Genomic DNA, 18682 nt, shown 5'->3' with positions numbered 1-18682 from the left:
GTTAATACTTTTCTAATATATTTTTTTGAGCAGAATATTAACTTTTATATGAGATTTATATTAGATTTATATTAGATTTAAAGGGTCACTTTATGGTATAATGGCGTAATCTCTTAAGTAGAACAAATGAATTAATCAATCAAATTATAGAGATTGAGTCAAAAGGGATGGAAATGTTAGTATTAGACCAAACTCGTCCTGATATTGGTTTAAGAGTAGCTAAAGTCATTGTCCCCGGAATGCGTCATATGTGGAAGCGTTTAGGGACAGGAAGATTGTATGATGTTCCTGTTAGCATGGGATGGTTAAAAGAAGCTTTAACGGAAGATGAATTAAATCCTTTTCCCATGTGGATGTAACCCTTGTTCATGGTCAATTGTTGATGATTTTAAGTTACTTGGTGAAGATTTCGAGTTTAACTTTCATTCCCGTTTTATCTAAAAGACTGAGTAATTTATCAACAGTAAAACGGCTAATTTCTCCATTCATTAAATCACTAATTTTCGGTTTTGTTTCCTCGAAAAAAGTGGCGGCTTCTTGCTGTGTCCATCTTTTTTCTTGGATAAAAGACCGCAAGGTTAACATCAAATCGGCTCTAATTTTTAAGTTAGTTGCTTCTTCACTGTTAAATCCTAAATCTTCAAAGATGTTATCGCTACCAAAAGTGATCTCAATAGTGTTAGATTGTGTCATGGTTATCCCTCCTGTAATTGTTGTCTAAATTGAATCATTTGTTGATAACGTTTTTGTCCCAATTCAATTTCTTTTTTCGAGGTTTTCTGTGTTTTTTTACCGAAAGCATGAAGGACATAAATCGCTTCTTTAAACCTTGCCACATAAAAGATTCTGTAGGTTTCTCCTGTCCAAATTCTAATTTCTTCTGTTCCTTGACCAATAATGGGAATGGGTTTAAAATCATTGGGTTTCTCTCCTTGTTGAATAGCTCTCAGTTGAAAACCTGCTTTACGCTTTGCGTCTTCAGGAAAATCTCTAATATCTTCCCTTGACGTCCCAATCCAGTAAATGGGTTTATCTCCCATGTTGGGGATAATGATTAAGGTTGATACCTAATTTAGTATAACAGGATCATCAGTTTGTCAATTGTTCGTTAGTTAACAAGCAAGATGATGATCATTTTAGTTTAACTGAATCTAAGTAAAGTGTATCAGGGCAAATATCTTGTTCATGAGGCCATAAGCAAAGTTATTCTGGACTTAAACGTACCTGTAGGGGCAAACCCCCTGTGGTTGACCCCGTGTTGCCCCTGCACTAAGCAATACAAGCGCGTAAATCATTAAGAGTAATCATCAACGTCATCGGTTCAAGAGGAGACACATCAAAACCTAAAGCCAAATAAAAATTCTTAGCTTCTTCTGAAATAGCATGAACAATAATTCCCCGAATACCAATGGTATCAGCCGCTTTAACAACCCGTAGCGCACCATCACGAAATAAACCGCATCCTAAACCTTGACCTTGGTAAGAAGTATCTACTGCCAATCGTGCCAAAATTACCACTGGAATTGGGTTAGGCATATTCCGCCGAAATTTACCATTAGCTGATTGTATACTAATCGCCCCGGAAGCAAGGGCGTAATACCCAACTACCCTATTGTCAACGCAGGTAACAAAAGTTCTAGTTGCACCACTGGCTTGATTAGCATAAGCTCGACGCTTCAACCAATCATCAAGAGAAGTAATTCCGCAGGAAAAATCAGTGATTGAGTGATAACTAGCCAGAGGTTCAGGTGGTGTCAAATTCATTCCTTCTCCCAAGGTGCGAGCGTCTGCATGGTTTTGCGTAAACGTTCATTAGGTTGAGGTGGTGCATCTAGAAGTGCGATAAATTCTGCATAAGCCTCTGGACTAGCCCAAAAAATAGTACGTTCGAGCAAAGTTTCCTCCGCAGCATTCCGCGCGGCTTCCAAAATAAAATCAGTTCTATTCTTACCTTGCACTTTGGCTGCCATATCGATCAAATTGCGTTCTTCTGGCTTAATTCGCAAATTTAGGGTATTACGCGGAGTCTTACTTTTTGTTTTACTACTCATAAGATGGGTGTGTAATTCCAAACTTAATTATTTTAACATAATGTAGTGACAACGACATTACATTAGACATCTCCAAAAATTATAACCCAGTCACAGCTTGCTTTTGCTCTATGTACTAACTAAACAGTTCGATAGCTGTAATGTATATCTATCGTTGCTAATTCAATTTAGCTGAAAAAATATGAGGCAATTAAAATAATTTTTATTCGGGTAGATTCCTTAACTAGAAAGACTTTTAGTCTTGAGATTATATTAGGTCGAGGTCTATTATGTACGATACGATTCCATCTAATGCCTTGGGATCGGCAGTTGGTTGTCCCATTTTTCTGACTTCTGCTTCTAAGTTGTTAGCGAAAGAGTTGCGATCGCCGCTCATTGCCCTACTGAGTTGAAATGACAATAATCATCAACGCTGTAAGGCTTGTCACTAAAGTAACACACCTTAAATAAAATATTGTTGGGTTTCGTTGCCTCAACCCAACCTACAAGATCAGCGATCGCACTGATAGGTAAAAGGTGTGTTACTTCGGTGACACACCTGCTGAAAATAGGCGAGAGTTCTACTTAAGATTAAAGGTTAAGGAAATAGTTTTGTATCCAAGTGATATTCTCAGTCCACGCAGAGGATTTAATATAATCATCTACCAAATCTTTCATCTTGGGAATTTGAGAGCAACCATCCAGAGGAATCGTTTCTGTTAAATCGACATTAATTCGCTGATATTGTCGATCCCCCAAGATCATTTTTACCTGAAAATCATCTAAAATTGATGAACCATCCATCATGATTGAAAGTAAGGGAATCTTTGGTGTGTCATCAAATTCTATTGGCCAAAACCATGTTGTCGGTCCATATCTTAACAGTCCATCGGGTTGATACTCTGGTCTCATCCGATTGTGAGTTTGCCCCGTCCCAACTGATAGTATTTTAATGTCTCCAATAGCAAGATTTCTGTCCTTTAAAATTCCCGAACCTAGAACTCTAGCTAAGGCTAATGTGCTAGGGTTGTTAGCAAATACACCACCATCAATACAAAGTCCATAAGTAGGATGCTTATAAGGGGGAAAATACACCGGTGCGGCACTGGTACAAAGCGCAGCATCTATCATTAGTGTATCCTGGCTGGCACTGTTGGGTAAATTATCAAGGATTATGGGTCTCCATGAAGGATTATTTGTGTCGGCTTCATTATACAGTTGAAATGTGGTTACTAAAACTTTAGATTCTAGGGTCGATAAGGGTCGGTTAAACTGGGTTAAACTGTTCTCCAAAACCGATTTTAATCCATTGTTGTCATATTTGACATACAATAGTTGTTCTAGATTTTCTATAATCTTTGCAAAAATGGTGTCTTTCAATTCATTGCTCTTAGCCAGTTCTTCCAGAAAACGATCTAAAAAAGCATCTGAATTAGGGGGTTGATAAGGGGTAAATATTTGAGAACAATTCCTGTTGTTTTTATAAATATTAACCACATCAGCAATCGGAACACCACTGGCTAATCCTAAAGCAATAATTCCCCCTGTTGATGTTCCTGTAAACAGATCAATTTTGTCAAGAAAAGGGATTTGTTTATCGAGTTCTTGCAGAATCATGGCGGTGATTAATCCCCGAATACCACCCCCGTCACAGGATAAAATTAAGAAATTAGAATTACTCATTGATTGATTCTCCTTTTTGGGAATAAGATGTGAACAAAATTTATTGAAAAAATTGACTGAAAAAATTACTCAATCGTCTTTTTAGCGAAGTTATCAATATTTCTAAAACGGCAGTCATAGGATATCGATAAAGAAAACGAGTCATGACATCATTGATAGTAAAAACCGATTGTTTCAATTCTTCAGGGATGATAACTAGGTCATTTTTTAGCCTTTCATATTCTTCTTGAGCATTTGGGGATTGATCGGCATCAGGTGAGTTGTTTAACATGACTTGAACATCTTCAAGGGTGAAATCTTGGGGAGTTTCGCTATTTTCTAGTAGAGATTTTAAAGAATTGACCAAATTTTTTAACTCACTCAAACCTGCCTGAGAAAATTGTTCAAGTATTTCCTGCTTCTGTATTTTTTTATACCCCTTTTTTTGACCTAAAGCCTTTTCAATAAAGGTTATATAGGCTTCGATGTCGGTTTTTGAAACTATCATAATGAAAGCCTCATTATGTTTTTTATTGGGAAAAAAGGCATTCACTACTCTAGGTAAATTGTAATAAATGCCAGAAAACGAATGATCATTCTAGTCAACGCTCATTGATAGTTGTATAGACTTAAACTAATTAAGTTAGTCTATACCATCCAAGCAATTAGCAGTCACAACCAGCAGCTTTTGCAGCCAATTTACAAGCAATACTGGCAGGAAATGGCAGAACAGAACAAGCAGTACAAGCAATATCACAACCGACACCAGAGGCTTCCATTCCGCCACTAAAAGCAGCAGGAGAAACGTTACGCATCACAGGTTGAGATTGAATGGGAAGATTCATTGGTTTTTTCTCCTTAATGAAAAATTGACTGATTTCAGAATGATTGCCAATTGCCTAGACTACAAAGCCTATATAATTGACTTTTGTAAGCAGTTGAGAAAGAGAGAAAGGAAAAATATGATTTTTAAACCTTTCCCTCGTTCTTTATTTCTGAGTTAGATTTTGGTATTTTAACAAAAGGTCTAATTCAGAAAATTAGCAGTCACAGCCAGCAGCTTTTGCAGCAGCAAGACAAAGAGTTTTAGCAATACCAGATAATGCGCTGCACCCAGCACAAGCAATGGTACAGGGAAGAGAAGATGCTTCCATTCCACCACTAAAAGCAGCAGTGGAAACATTACGCATTACAGGTTGAGATTGAATGGGAAGATTCATGTTTCTTTCTCCTTATTTGAGAGTTGACTGTTTGTTAATGGTTTGAGAGTTTGCCTAACACATATCACGAAATTCGCGGTATATGTGAGGCGAGAATTAGATAAGTCATGGGTCATTGATATTTTTGCTGATTTAACATTTGAGAAGTTGCTGGAATGTTATTAAAGGTTACTCTACACACAGCGAGGATAACCATCTACACATTCGCAATCTTTGTTTTCAGGACACATTCTAGATCCGTATTGACACTGGCATAGATTATCAGATAAGCGGATGCCATTATCTTCAATTCTTGAAGTTATGAAACCTCGAATGATCGGTTGAGACTGAACAGGAAGATTCATGGGTTTTTCTCCTAATCAGCGAGTTAATTTCTACAGAGGACAACTACAACCACTGATTGCACCGCAAGCGATTCCACCTCCTGATTGACAACAGAGATCGCAAGCTAAATTAGATAGTTCGATTCCTCTGATTCCAGAAAGCCTTACTGTACTTACTTTTCTCGAAGTGGGTGGGACTTGAAGGGGAAGATTCATGATTTCTCCTTTTAAGAATTGAGTTTTCGGCAGATTTGACGAGCTAAGTAAGGCAATCGATCACAAACTTCTGGGTCGCTTTCGAACGCATATTTTTTAGTTAAAAGCATCACATTTCTGAGAGATATATCAGGAAGTCTTCTACTTTATTCGGAATAGTATTCTGCCAGATCTTCAGAGGTAAAGCTGAAGCCTCTCTCAGAAGCCAGTATAACAGTAAGAGCCATTAAACTTTGGACATCTGTTGTTACCTCTAGACTATTTTGAATTTCTAGATCACTCTCAGCAATTTCATTAAACTGTCTGACGGCTTGGATAGACATAAGTTCTCCTGTGATGTATTAAGATTGAGACCAAGAACGGACTTGACCGATAGTGACGGGAATGACATCGCTCACATCAATGGTGAAACGAAAAACTCGATTAGAACGCTGGTTATTTTCGGGATCAAAGAAGCTTAATTTTACGTCGTAGCAATCGGAATCAGGGCGACAAATCGGGCTTTTTTCCACGGAAATAGAATCCAGAACCCGTTGACTACCTGCTGCACTTGCGATGGCCACAGAAGCCTGAAAAGCGTTAGTGGCTGAGAAATTTAAGGCTCGTTCTTGAGGGGTTGTCCCTAAATTCCGATAATCATAATAAATCCGATTCAAATAGTCTTCAATTTGAGAGCGTAAACCGTCTTCTGTCACATCACTACCAGCCATTCGAGGCATTACCGATCGCACTAAAGCGGGAACCGACCAGCTATACATCCCCCGTACTTCAGGAATAATCACAGGGACAACTTGACCGGACATTAAGCGAACACTACCGCTAATCACCCCTGGCACTGAGATTCGTTCAATACTTTCATCTTCTAAATAGGCACGGAGTCGATCAAATGTCACACTAGCATAAGCACCCACTGGCACAATGGCGTAAATAGGCGTTGCATCCAAACTCAGTGTCCAAATCAGGGATTGCGCCTCATAGGGATTTTCATTAAGATACCGTAACAAACTCATATCAGGAGGCATGGCTTGAGTAAAAGAATCTCGCCGTGCTTCTGTGCCGAAATCTGTGCCTAATTGACCAATTGCGTAAACAATTTGGGGCGCACCATTACCATTGCCACTACAGGCACAAGCAGAGGGGGTAATAGAAGAATTCACTTCATTGTTGGGGGTAACTGACATGGAATTAAGATTAGAAGGATTAATGGACACAATAGGGGCGGTTTTCGCTTGTGATCCCTCTGTTTCTAAGGCTGAGGGCAGAACAGCGAAGGGTGAAGTAGAATTAAGGCTTTCAGTCGATTGAAACGCGGCGATCTCATTGATAGGATTGTTTAACTCTTGAGAGGTAGGATTAACCTCACTGGTTTGCATCATGGGTTGTTCTTGGGTTTGATTGGACATGGGTTGAATTCCTCCTTGGGTAATTAGGGTGTAAGCGCCAGAAATATTAAGTCTTCCGGCCAGACAGCGGCGGCTATCAATAGGGTGATCTTGATGGCAAGGCAAAGCACTTTTAAGAATGGCTTCACGAACGCCATGAGGATCGGGTTTTTCTCCTTGTTGTAGTTGGATACTCAATAAAAGAGCAATAATTCCCGACACAATGGGAGTGGCAAAACTTGTCCCACTTCTGAGAATGGTTCCGCCGTTGAGAGCCGCCCCTAAGATGTTTTCACCGAGTGCCAGAATTCCCTGATTTTGGTAAACTTTGCCCCAATTACTAAAATTGAGCGGTTTTCCTTGAGAATCCATAGCTCCTACGGCTAAAACCGATTCAAGGGCTGCCGGAAGATGCAGACATTCACAACCATCGTTTCCAGCCGCTGCGACGATCAGAACATTCCTTTCTTGGCATAAACGCACAGCATTAGCCAATAATTGGTCAGATTCAGGGGAAGCTGTTAATTGACCGCCGCTAATATTGATGACGTTAGCTCCTTGCTCAACCGCTTGAGTAATTGCTCGCGCTAGATCGATTTGAGAACAGGGAGCGAGTTTATCCCCTTGTCCATCACTGAAAATGGGTACGATTAAGCCACGACAACGAGGAGCGATTCCTTGAACCGAACCACCGTGTTGACCAAAAATAATGCTGGCAACATGAGTTCCATGTTGGGCGGCAAATCCTTGGTTGCTGACAGAGGGGATTAAAGTCGGTATCCGAGTTAATCGAGCTTGATGAAAACAGGGATGAGATTGATCCACGTCTCCATCTAAGACGGCAACACATATACGCGGATCACCCAGAGTTTTCAGCCAAAGAGACTCTATTCCAGATAAATTGGGCATAATCACCAGAGATTTGCCTTATGAAATTTAAATTCGATGTTTTTGCCGAACAAGCAATACATCTTGTCTTTTGGATTAAAAGTGATTTGTTTAATCACCTTTGATACCAGAATAAGTTTTATTTTGGGTAATGGCAATCTCTAAAATTAATACTTTTCTAATAGTTTTTTTTGAGCAGAATATTAACTTTTATATTAGATTTATATTAGATTTGTATTAGATTTAAAGGGTCACTTTATGGTATGACTCCCTCATCCCTGAAAGTAGAACTAATGAATTAATCGGGCGACTAAAATCATCAAAACCCTTTTAACCTCTGACTTGTAGCGGTTTTAGGGGATGAAAAGAAGGCAGCAAAAAAGCGATCGCAATTCTTGAAAACAGACAGCGATCGCCTTCTTCCTTGAATAAAGAGATGCTATGATTAGATGATGAGTATAACCTTCCAATTAGTTCTGGCTTTACTTTCCCGTGGGCAAGTCAAAATATCAGCCCATGGCTACGATGAACTAGCAAATGACGGTATTCTGGTAAGGGATGTGATAACAGGTATTAGAGAAGCTGTCATTCTCGAAGATTACCCGGAATATCCTAAAGGGCGTTGTGTGCTAGTCTTACAGAAAGATAGTCAGGGTAAACCCGTTCATGTGGTTTGGGGTATAGCCAAGAATACCGAATCGCCTGCTGTTCTAGTCACTGCCTATAGACCTGATCCAGCACGTTGGTCAAGTGATTTTACAAGGAGAAAACCATGACAAAAAAGCCTCACATTAAACTCATCCACATTGGAGAGTACATGGCTGAAGTGGAAGTAGAACTGATTGAGACTCCCGAAGGATGGTCGCCCTATTTATCATTAGAAGACGCTCAAAAATTAGATGATGTCCGAGAAGCCCTTCGTCAAGGTGATCTACAAAAAGCTTCCAATTTAGCACATCTTTACAAAATTACCCCTCTTACCGTTTAACTAAACTTTGACAAGAAAAAATTAAAAAGCGATCGCAATCCTTGAAAACAGACAGCGATCGCCTAACTTGTAACTATCATAAGCAACATTATTGGAGGGCTGATAATTCTTCCCGAAGAATACGACGTAAATCGGACTGAGTGAGCGATCGCTCAGAAGGAGATTGGATATATTGTTTTAAAGCCTCATTAATTAGGGTTTGATAACCCATTCCTGCGGTTTCAGCCTGTTCTCGAAAATAAGCTAGAATCTCATCATCTAGATAAATGGTAATGCGTGTTTTTCCCTGAGAGGAAATGAGCGCCCCTCGTTTTCCTTTAGAAAAATCATATTCCTTTCTCATAAGTTTTTCTCTCTTGTTTTGTAGCACGACGAGCGGAAATCAAGCGAATGACTTCACCCCGCAAAGTATAAATAACCACTAATAGTGATCCCATGTTTCCCATCCCCACTGCAATAAAACGTTCTTCTGTTACACAACCGGGATCAAGATCATGAATAGCGAGGGGATCAAAAAACACCATTTCAGCTTCTGCAAAGGAAACACCGTGCTTTTGCCAGTTGGTTTTTGCTTTTCTGGGATCATATTCAAATGTCATACATACATTATATGTATCTTAGAAGGTTGAGTCAAGCTCAAAACCCCTTCAGAGTATCACACGGATCGCCTTACCTTCCCACTTAGAGGGGTATTCAGGGGGAATGACAACTGTGCCATGATGAAGAATCATTTTAAATTCAATCGCTTCCATTCGTTAAGTTTAATAAAGTGTTGTATCAAGTTTAACCCAATCAATCCATGGAGTTTTAGGGGATGAAAAAAAAGCCTAAAAAAAGGGACCGCTTTTTCCCAATCAAATATAATTTAGGTAGAAAATTGCCGAAAAACCTCTATGCTCAACGGGTACAAAATTATTGATGCTGATTCCCATGTCATTGAACCCCCCGCAATGTGGGGCCAATACCTAGAACCTAAATTTAGGGAATTTGCTCCTTCTGCTGACATGAAAATCAAAGGAGAACCGATTAGTCAAAAAATCTCCCCACAAGTCCAAGCAGAAGGGAATAAGCAGATGATGCAAGCTCATCCCCATGCTTATCTCAATCGCTATAACCCAGAGTCCCATGTTCAATCTATGACACAAATGGGCATAGATGTGGCTTTTATTTATCCTAATTACGGACTGTGGTTATTTGCCATTGATAGCCTACCTGCTGAAGTGATGGGGGCTTTTGTCCGTGCTTACAATACATGGTTATATGAAGAATTTTGTAGCTATGACCCGGCCAGACTCAAAGGAGTCGCTGCAGTCAATCAACACGATCCCGAAGACATGGTAAAAGAGCTACACCGCATGGCAAACTTGGGCTGGAAGGCGGTTTTTTTGCGCCCTAACCCCGTTAAAGGCAGAATTTTGAGCGATCCAGCCTATGAACCCTTTTGGACGGCCTGCGAGGATTTGGACATGGCTGTAGGAATTCATGAAGGCACTCATAGCCGCTTACCTACCACTGGTGCAGAGCGGTTTAATAGTCGGTTTGCGCTTCATGCTTGTTCTCACCCGATGGAACAAATGATGGCACTGTTAGCCTTAATTGAAGGGGGGGTTTTAGAACGTCATCGGAGGCTGAGGGTGGCGTTTCTAGAGTCAGGGTGTGGTTGGCTTCCCTATTGGTTATGGAAGCTTGACGAAGAGTATAAAAATTTACATTGGGAAGTCCAAGATCGGGTAAAATTACTACCATCGGAGTATTTCCGCCGTCAGTGTTACATTGCAGGGGAACCCTCTGAACCTTGTTTGGCTCAGGTCATTGATTTTATCGGTTCTGATAACTTAATCTTCGGGTCTGATTATCCTCACATGGATCATCAGGCTGATGGGGTAAAAAAAGTCATAGGACTTGAAGACAACTTATCTCGGGAGATAGTTAAAAAAATCGTTTGGGAAAATCCTCAGCGATTTTATTGTTCAATTTAATTTCTCAAAAAGGAAGCACACTTATGTTTGAAACTCGTAGCTTATTCTACAAGGCAGAAAAAGTTAATGAAGCCGCTAATAAAATGGAAGGGGAATGCCCACACATTTGTTTTTTACAGCGTCTTTATCAACAGTCAAAACAAGTTTCTCAAATTATTGCTTATATTTGGCGATGGGCTGATGAAAATAACGAGAAATACGCCGAGCAAAAGAGAGTGGCCAATCTCTTAAGGACTTATTTTGAACATCCGACCTCAGACCAAGGAAAGAATGCTGATCACCTCAGAAAACTGTTTGGAGCTGATCCCACCCAACCACTAGAAACCGTTGATGAATCTGATCCAGCTTATTTACTGAAACAAGTCTTCTTTCCACAAGGTAATCCACCCGATGAATATATTTTTCCAATCTTTGATAAATGTGAACTGGGAGAGAAAAACCCAAGCTTGGGTTACTTATTTGAAGTGACGTATAGTAGCTTTATTGGTCAAATATTGGATGCAGATAACAATGCACCAGAGTTGTTTAAAATGATTATTCCCTATCCACCTGAGCCGTCATGGGGAAATGCCACTTTAAATGCAGATGATTTGTCCGACTGGATATCAAACCGAAAACCAGGGAAATATTTTGCCGACAATCCTTATATTCCGACAACTTGTTCCTAGAAGCCTTGCAAACTAATTGAACAAAAATAAGAATTGCTCGCCTCACCTAAAGGGTGGGGATTTTATAGTTAAATTGGTCAAAAAATGATTATTAAAGATCCTCAGAACCTTTTATCTGATCTGACAATAAATACTTCTATCTTTTCAGATAGAATTCTTGAGATTCCCTCCCATAATATTCCTTTGCATCCTCATAGTATCAAAAAATTGCTAATGACGGCTAAGGATAAATATGCGGTTGTTGTTTTTCAGCCAACTTTACCCATTCTTTCAGATTTGGGTTTGCCTAGTTATCCTATACTAGCGTATTTATATCCCCAAGAATTAAGTGATATTTGGCATCAATTACAACCCCACATAGAGACATTCCTAACAAGCCAAACTATTCAACCTCAGCCTATTCCATTAGTTTTACTATCGGCAATAGATAGAGATGAGCAGTTACATTATTTTAGTTGTCATTATGGAAAAGCGATCGCACCTTCTTATGTCAGAGTTGTTGTTGGTAACACTTGTAATCTTAAGTGTGTTATGTGTCCCTATCATAGTTCTTCGATAAAGTCTAATCATACTACAGATTTTTTTCAAAAGAAAAAAGTCATGTCTTGGGAGATGATGGAAAAACTAGCAGCAGACTGTGGAAAAGCAGCAACTACCATTGTAATAGGTAGTGTTGAAGAACCATTACTTCATCCTAAACTTATAGACTTTATTCAACTTTGCCGACAGCAAGGTGTTCCAAAAGTTCATCTAACTACTAATGGTCAACTTCTGAATAAAACTTATATTAAAGCTCTGTTAAAATCGGGTTTAACCAGTATTGATATTAGTCTTGACGCGGCGACTCCAGAGACTTATTTAAGAATTCGAGGTGGAGATTTAAGTCAGGTCGAATCCAATACAATTGATCTGTTAAGAATTAGAGATCAGTTGGGTATTGACTGCGAAATTAGAACCTCTTTTGTCAGAAATTACAATGTTAATCTTGAGGAAGAAGAAGCATTTTTAAATCGTTGGTTATCAAAAGTTAATAGTGTTTTTATCCTTAATATTGCTGAATATCAAGAAAATAATATGCGACTAAAAAAACACAATCAAGGGGTAGAAAAATCTCTCCAATATTATCAACAAAAAGCGCAAGGGCGCTGGACTTGTTTATTCCCTTTTCTGGAAATGGCAGTTTTACCCAATGGCAAAATCTACTACTGTATAGAAACCTTATTTAGACTAGGTTTTGATCAAGAGATTGAAAGTTTAGGGGATTATAATCAACAAACTTTACAAGATATTTGGTCGGGAGAGTTATTCCAGCAACTACGACAAGATTTAATTCTTAATCAATTAGAAAAAAGAAGAGCTTGTCAAGACTGTGAGATGTGGAAATCGCAAATAATTGATCAAGAACTAAAAGATGGATACTCAGTGCTAACCACAACGGTGACAGAAATTTATTCTCAAGTCTGATCTAAGAGTTTAATGGACATTTTTCTGCTCAAATGCTAGAAAATAAGTAAAAACGTTATTAAAAAGTGAGTTATGAAAGATTATCAACTAATCACAAAAATTTATGAAAGTTCTAGTTCTCTAGTCTATCGAGGCATTTTTAAGGCAAATGCTCAACCGATTATTCTTAAAATTCTTAAAGAAAATTATCCAACTCCTTCAGAGATTACCCGTTATCGACAGGAATATGAAATTATCCGTTCTTTGAACATAGACAGTGTTGTTAAAGCTTATGATTTACAGCGACACTATAATAGTTTGATAATGTTTTTAGAAGATTTTGGAGGTCGATCTTTAGAGTTATTACTATCTCAAGATAAGTTAAATTTGGAAAACTTTCTCTTGATTGCTATTAAAATAACTGAGGGGTTAGCTGCTATTCATCAGGCTAATATTATTCACAAAGACATTAACCCATCTAATATTGTCTATAACCCTGAAAGCGAACAACTGAAAATCATTGATTTTGGTATTTCCACCCGTTTATCCCAAGAATTTTTCACAGCTTGTCCTCCTAACCAATTAGAAGGGACTTTAGCTTATATTGCCCCAGAACAAACAGGGAGAATGAACCGAGGTCTAGATTACCGTAGTGATTTTTATTCCCTTGGAGTTACTTTATATGAACTTTTAACCAATCAATTGCCCTTTGAAACCACCGATCCTATGGAGTTAGTTCATTGTCATATTGCCCAACAACCTTTACCTGTTCATCAACTCATTCCAGAGATTCCCTTAACTCTCTCTAATATCATTAACAAACTGCTCGCAAAAACCCCAGAAAAAAGATATCAAACTGCCTTGGGTATTAAAGCTGACTTAGAAATCTGTCTTCACCAATTAAGGACGTTAGGACAGATTGCTCAGTTTTCTTTAGGTGGTCAGGATCTGACTGAGAAATTTCAGATTTCTCAAAAAATATATGGTCGAAAACGGGAAGTTACTCAACTTTTGAAGGCTTTTGATCGGGTTAGCCAAGGAACCACTGAAATGATCCTCATTTCTGGCTATTCAGGGATTGGGAAATCAGCTTTAGTTCATGAAATTTACCAACAAGTTACATATAAACAAGGGCGATTAATTAGAGGAAAATTTGATCAATTACAAAGAGATACTCCTTATTCAGCTATTTCTCAAGCCTTTCAAATCTTAATCCGTCAACTTCTAGGTGAGCCAGAAAATATCCTGCAAGCTTGGAAAGAGAAAATTTTGGAAGCATTGGGTAAGAACAGTCAAATTATTATCGATGTTATTCCCGAAGTTGAAAAAATTATTGGCAAACAGCAACCTGTTGAACTATTAGGAGGAAGTGAAAGTCAAAATAGATTTCATTTATTTTTTAAACGATTTGTCAATGTTTTTTCTCAAAAAGAAAATCCATTAGTGATATTTATCGATGATTTACAATGGGCAGATTTACCCTCTTTAAACTTAATTGAACAATTAATATCAGATTCTGACATTAAATATTTTCTGATAATTGGAGCCTATCGAGATAATGAAGTTAGTTCGATTCATCCTTTAATGAATACTTTAGAGAAAATTCAGCAATCACAAGTTTCTGTATCGAAAATTACTCTTGCTCCTTTGCAGATGAAGCACATTAATCAATTAATTGCTGATACCTTAAGTTGTTCGATAGAAGTTACTATGCCTTTGGCAGATTTGGTGACACAGAAAACAGGTGGAAACCCCTTTTTTATCGCTCAGTTTCTCTATTCTTTATACCAAGATGGTTTCATAATATTTAATCCTTCCTCTACTAAATTGGAAAATAATAAGCAAAGTTATTGGCAATGGGATATTACCGAAATTAAAAGTCTATCAATTACCGATAATGTCGTTGATTTAATGACCCATAAAATAAAAAAAATAGCTCAAAAAACTCAAAATATTCTAAAATTAGCCGCTTGTATTGGTAATCAATTTAGTCTAGAAGCTCTTTCTATTGTAAATAATACATCTCAACATATTACGGCTCAACAACTACAATTAGCCCTTGATAAAGGGTTAGTAATACCATTAGATAATAACTATAAACTAGCTCTACTCTGGGATTCAAAAGAATTATCGAGGCAACTCTTAGAAACTGAAACTTTGGGTGGGTATTCTAACTGTGTTTCCTATAAATTTTTACACGACAGAGTGCAGCAAGCAGTTTATTCTTTAATTCCAGAGGAAGAAAAGAAAAGGACTCATCTACAAATTGGTCGCCTACTGCTAAAAAACATTACAGACGATGAATTATTAAACAATATTTTTGAAATTGTTAATCAACTTAATGAAGGTTCTGAGCTAATTACTGAGCAACAAGAAAAAGATAATTTGGCAGAATTAAATCTTAAAGCTGCTAAAAAAGCTAAAGCATCAACTGCTTATGAAACAGCATTAAAGTATTTAGATTCTGGTCTCAGTTTATTAACAACTAATAGTTGGAGTGAGCAGTATCAATTGACTTTAGAACTTCATGAAGAAAAATTACATTCTCTCTTTCTTAATACAGAATTTCAGCAAATTTTATTTTATTCAAATATCATTATTAACCAAGCTAAATCGATCTTAGATAAAGTCAAAACATATCAGATAAAGATTGAATTTTATTATGCAAATTTTCAACCTGATCAGGCGATTGATACCGCTTTAAAAACTTTGAAAGAACTGGGAATTTTAATTTATAGAAGAAATGGCAAAAGTAATATTAATCAAAGCATTAATAAGTCCTTAAATTTAATTCTACAAAAAAGGAAAATTGACGATTTAGAAAGCCTTCCTGTTATGACTGATCCCTATAAGATTAAAGCCATTCAAATCTTACAACAAATAATGTCTTCGACGGCAACTACTGATCCCCTATTACATATAAAAATAATCCTCAAACAGATTGATTTATTTATCAACCATGGAAATTCTCCTGAATCAGCAGCAACATATAGCTACTATGGAATGATATTATGTGGCTCTATCAATAATTATAATTTAGGATATGAATTTGGTAAATTAGCCCTTAAATTGCTCGATAAATATAATATTCGTCAAGTACAAGCTCTTATTATACAGACACATTATGGATGTATATATCACTGGAAAGAGTATCTGAGAAATAAAGAGATCGATAACGAGTTACTAAAGAGTTTTCAAATCGGTTTAGATGTAGGGGATAACCAGTTTGCCTCTTATGTAGCTATAGACTATTGTATTTATAGACTGTTGGGAGGTTATCATTTGGAAGAAGTTGAACAGGAATATATCAAGTATAATCGAGTTATTAAAAAACTCAAGCAAACTTTTTCCTCTTTTTACCAAGAAATTTCTTATAATATAGTCAATAATTTACAAAAAAGCTTAAAAAAAGAAATTGCTTTATTTGTCGGTAAATCCACTGAAGAAGAAAATGCAGTTTTAGACCAATTAAATCAGACTAACAATGAATGGTTACTTTTTCTGATTTACTTTGCTAAACTATTATTATTTTATCTTCTTAAGATTTACAAGTCGGCAGTTACTTATGGAGAAAGAGGACTTCAATATATTTCAAACCCAACTATAAACTCATTTTTGATTTCTCCTCAACATAATTTCTATTCATCGTTGAGTTTTCTAGCTTATTATCATGACACAGAGCAAAATGATCAAAGAAAATTACTACAACAAGTAGATAACAATCAGCAGAAGATGGCAATATGGTCTAGTCATTGTCCAGCAAATTTTCAACATAAATATGATCTAGTTGAAGCAGAAAAAGCGAGAGTCTTAGGTCAAAACTGGGAAGCTCAAGAATTTTATGAAAAAGCCATTCAAGGAGCAAAAAAATATGAATTTATCCATGAAGAGGCTTTAGCCTATGAACGTGCCTCTGAATTTTATTTTACTTTAGGTAGAGAAGAAATCGGTAAACTATATCTCAGAAATGCTTATCATTGTTACATTCGTTGGGGTGCAAAGGCCAAAGTTAAACAATTAGAAGAAGAATACCCTCAATATTTATTAGACATCAGCAATCAAAACAAATCTAAAGGACTGAGTACCACCATTTCAACTACTGGTAATGATGGAGCAGTTCTTGATTTAACCACTATTCTCAAAGCCTCGCAAGCAATTTCTGGAGAAATTAAACTGGAAAATCTCCTAACAAATTTAATGAAAATTGTCATTGAAAATGCAGGAGCTCAGAAAGGTTGTCTGATTTTAGAACAGGAAGGAAATTGGGTCATTGAAGCTCAAGGAACAATTGATCAAGAAACGCTTAATATCTTACAGCCGATTCCCATAGAATCTATCGACCATGATAACTCAATTCCTATCTTACCCACCAGTATTATTTACTATGTCGCTCGGACAAAAGAAACTATCGTTTTAAATGATGCCACTTCATCAGGTCAATTTACCAACGATTCTTACATTATTGCTAAAAAAACTAAATCCATTCTTTGTACTCCTTTACTCAATCAAGGTCAATTAAAAGGAATTGTTTATTTAGAAAATAATTTAACAACAGGCGCATTTACCTCAGAAAGAGTTGAACTATTAAATATTCTAGCAGCTCAAGCTGCTATCTCTATTGATAACTCAAGACTCTATCAAACCTTAGAACAAAGAGTAGAAGAACGGACAAAAGAACTCACAAACACTTTAGAGGTACTGAAAGCAACCCAAGCAGAACTTATCTTTGAAAATGACCTACTTAAAAGTGCTGAACAACCTCCCAAATTTGTCTATCAAGTGGGGGGCAGTTTACCGATGGATGCACCGAATTATGTGGTTCGACAAGCCGATCGCAATCTTTATAAAGCTCTCAAACAAGGTCTATTTTGCTATGTTTTAAATGCACGTCAAATGGGAAAATCTAGCTTAATGGTACGGATGATGAGCCAATTACAAAAGGAGGGAATTAGATGTGCAGTAATTGACTTAACTCGGCTAGGAACAGACAATATTACCCCCGAACAATGGTATAAAGGATTAGCCGTTGATCTGCTCCGCAGTTTTGGATTAATCAAAGAATTGAAAACTTTTAAAGCTTGGTGGAGTGAACAATTCGACCTGCCTCCTGTACAACGATTAGGACAATTTATAGAAAATTTTCTTCTAGTTAATAATGATTTTAATCAGCGGCAATCTAGACAATCGACTGTTATATTTATTGATGAAATTGATAGCATTTTAGGGTTAAAATTTGATGCCTCTGACTTTTTTGCTTTAATTCGTTCTTTTTATAACCAGAGAGCGATTCAACCTCAATTTCAAGAGCTAACTTTTGCCTTTTTTGGTGCTACCACACCTTCAGCTTTAATTACTGACCCCCAGAAAACACCTTTTAATATTGGTAACGCTATTGAATTAGCAAGTTTTAAAGAACACGAAGCCCAACCTTTATTATATGGGTTAACAGAAAAAGTCAGTAATCTTCAGACAATGCTCAAACAAGTCTTAAGCTGGACGGGAGGGCAACCTTTCTTAACTCAAAAACTCTGTCAACTGATGCGGGATAGTGAGCAACCAATCCCCTCTAATCAAGAAGAACAATGGTTGACCAACTTAGTAGCAGAAAAAATTATTCAAGATTGGGAGATGCAGGATCAACCCGAACATTTAAAAACCATTCAAGATCGCCTTCTTCAAAGTCCAAACCGACCCCAGTTATTAACCTTGTATCGACAAATCCTCCATCAAGAAGCAATACAGATTGATAACAATCCCTATTTACCTGAGTTATTTTTATCTGGATTAGTGGTAAAACGCCATGGAAAAATGGACGTTCATAATCGGATTTATCAGACGATATTTAATAATGATTGGCTTGAGCGATCGCTATCTTAATACCAT

The 18682-nt window shown here is 37.3% G+C and carries 20 protein-coding genes; 8 read left to right on the top strand and 12 right to left on the bottom strand.

Annotation, left to right across the window (positions count from 1 at the left end; translation table 11 throughout):
• The first annotated feature begins 134 nt into the window (after nt 1–134).
• On the top strand, nt 135–359 hold the full coding sequence (locus RAM70_RS17130; RefSeq protein WP_312675946.1) for a YcaO-like family protein: 225 nt from the start codon (nt 135–137) through the stop codon (nt 357–359).
• Nucleotides 360–393: 34 nt separating this feature from the next.
• Here the strand turns inward: RAM70_RS17130 and RAM70_RS17125 are convergent, their stop codons facing one another.
• The 4 genes from RAM70_RS17125 to RAM70_RS17110 form a co-directional block, all read right to left on the bottom strand.
• Complete coding sequence (locus RAM70_RS17125; protein WP_045357921.1) at nt 394–693, bottom strand: helix-turn-helix domain-containing protein; 300 nt, start codon at nt 691–693, stop codon at nt 394–396.
• A 2-nt stretch (nt 694–695) separates the two neighbouring features.
• Entirely contained in the window at nt 696–1040 is a 345-nt protein-coding gene (locus RAM70_RS17120; RefSeq protein ID WP_004163940.1) for a type II toxin-antitoxin system RelE/ParE family toxin, read from the bottom strand.
• 229 nt (nt 1041–1269) lie between these two features.
• Nucleotides 1270–1764, bottom strand: a complete 495-nt coding sequence (locus RAM70_RS17115; protein ID WP_002738857.1) for a GNAT family N-acetyltransferase — start codon at nt 1762–1764, stop codon at nt 1270–1272.
• Nucleotides 1761–2051 carry a type II toxin-antitoxin system TacA family antitoxin gene (locus RAM70_RS17110; RefSeq protein ID WP_002778803.1) on the bottom strand — a complete coding sequence of 97 codons (291 nt, stop codon included), beginning with the start codon at nt 2049–2051 and terminating at the stop codon, nt 1761–1763. The genes RAM70_RS17115 and RAM70_RS17110 overlap by 4 nt, the downstream gene beginning before the upstream one ends.
• Nucleotides 2052–2320: 269 nt before the next feature.
• Here RAM70_RS17110 and RAM70_RS17105 point away from each other — a divergent pair, with 269 nt between their 5' ends.
• Nucleotides 2321–2443, top strand: coding sequence for a hypothetical protein (locus RAM70_RS17105; protein WP_274518325.1), 123 nt, complete (start codon nt 2321–2323; stop codon nt 2441–2443).
• Nucleotides 2444–2621: 178 nt separating this feature from the next.
• On the opposite strand, the gene RAM70_RS17100 is transcribed toward RAM70_RS17105, so the two are convergent.
• From RAM70_RS17100 to RAM70_RS17075, 6 genes are all read right to left on the bottom strand, one after another.
• Nucleotides 2622–3713: a patatin-like phospholipase family protein gene (locus RAM70_RS17100; RefSeq protein WP_312674779.1), complete on the bottom strand. Its 1092-nt coding sequence runs from the start codon at nt 3711–3713 to the stop codon at nt 2622–2624.
• A gap of 40 nt (nt 3714–3753) precedes the next feature.
• A complete protein-coding gene (locus RAM70_RS17095; RefSeq protein ID WP_312674777.1) occupies nt 3754–4200 on the bottom strand; it encodes a hypothetical protein in 447 nt (148 codons plus the stop codon).
• A 157-nt stretch (nt 4201–4357) separates the two neighbouring features.
• On the bottom strand, nt 4358–4537 hold the full coding sequence (locus RAM70_RS17090; RefSeq protein WP_045357909.1) for a hypothetical protein: 180 nt from the start codon (nt 4535–4537) through the stop codon (nt 4358–4360).
• Between the two features lie 195 nt (nt 4538–4732).
• Nucleotides 4733–4912: a hypothetical protein gene (locus RAM70_RS17085; RefSeq protein ID WP_152606972.1), complete on the bottom strand. Its 180-nt coding sequence runs from the start codon at nt 4910–4912 to the stop codon at nt 4733–4735.
• 685 nt (nt 4913–5597) lie between these two features.
• On the bottom strand, nt 5598–5774 hold the full coding sequence (locus RAM70_RS17080) for a Nif11-like leader peptide family natural product precursor (protein WP_238567760.1): 177 nt from the start codon (nt 5772–5774) through the stop codon (nt 5598–5600).
• 18 nt (nt 5775–5792) lie between these two features.
• The gene (locus RAM70_RS17075; RefSeq protein ID WP_045357906.1) at nt 5793–7742 is read right to left on the bottom strand and encodes a PatA/PatG family cyanobactin maturation protease; all 1950 of its coding nucleotides are present in this window, start codon (nt 7740–7742) and stop codon (nt 5793–5795) included.
• Nucleotides 7743–8173: 431 nt separating this feature from the next.
• Here RAM70_RS17075 and RAM70_RS17070 point away from each other — a divergent pair, with 431 nt between their 5' ends.
• Nucleotides 8174–8497 (top strand): DUF4258 domain-containing protein, encoded by a 324-nt coding sequence (locus tag RAM70_RS17070; protein ID WP_016516510.1) that lies wholly within the window; start codon nt 8174–8176, stop codon nt 8495–8497.
• Complete coding sequence (locus RAM70_RS17065) at nt 8494–8709, top strand: hypothetical protein (RefSeq protein WP_002757627.1); 216 nt, start codon at nt 8494–8496, stop codon at nt 8707–8709. The genes RAM70_RS17070 and RAM70_RS17065 overlap by 4 nt, the downstream gene beginning before the upstream one ends.
• Nucleotides 8710–8797: 88 nt before the next feature.
• On the opposite strand, the gene RAM70_RS17060 is transcribed toward RAM70_RS17065, so the two are convergent.
• On the bottom strand, nt 8798–9052 hold the full coding sequence (locus tag RAM70_RS17060) for a BrnA antitoxin family protein (protein WP_002738362.1): 255 nt from the start codon (nt 9050–9052) through the stop codon (nt 8798–8800).
• Entirely contained in the window at nt 9036–9308 is a 273-nt protein-coding gene (locus tag RAM70_RS17055) for a BrnT family toxin (RefSeq protein WP_287691338.1), read from the bottom strand. The genes RAM70_RS17060 and RAM70_RS17055 overlap by 17 nt, the downstream gene beginning before the upstream one ends.
• A gap of 294 nt (nt 9309–9602) precedes the next feature.
• Between RAM70_RS17055 and RAM70_RS17050 the strand changes: the two genes are divergently transcribed.
• The 4 genes from RAM70_RS17050 (at nt 9603) to RAM70_RS17035 (ending at nt 18676) form a co-directional block, all read left to right on the top strand.
• A complete protein-coding gene (locus RAM70_RS17050) occupies nt 9603–10688 on the top strand; it encodes an amidohydrolase family protein (protein WP_045357894.1) in 1086 nt (361 codons plus the stop codon).
• A 23-nt stretch (nt 10689–10711) separates the two neighbouring features.
• Nucleotides 10712–11356, top strand: a complete 645-nt coding sequence (locus RAM70_RS17045) for a hypothetical protein (RefSeq protein WP_045357981.1) — start codon at nt 10712–10714, stop codon at nt 11354–11356.
• Between the two features lie 84 nt (nt 11357–11440).
• On the top strand, nt 11441–12820 hold the full coding sequence (locus tag RAM70_RS17040; protein ID WP_045357891.1) for a radical SAM/SPASM domain-containing protein: 1380 nt from the start codon (nt 11441–11443) through the stop codon (nt 12818–12820).
• A 72-nt stretch (nt 12821–12892) separates the two neighbouring features.
• Entirely contained in the window at nt 12893–18676 is a 5784-nt protein-coding gene (locus RAM70_RS17035; protein ID WP_312674761.1) for an AAA family ATPase, read from the top strand.
• Nucleotides 18677–18682 lie beyond the last annotated feature (6 nt).

The organism is Microcystis wesenbergii NRERC-220, assembly GCF_032027425.1.
In the GTDB taxonomy this organism is placed as follows: domain Bacteria; phylum Cyanobacteriota; class Cyanobacteriia; order Cyanobacteriales; family Microcystaceae; genus Microcystis; species Microcystis wesenbergii_A.
The sequence above is the reverse complement of the archived record's forward strand: the minus strand, read 5'-3'. Positions and strand labels throughout refer to the sequence as shown.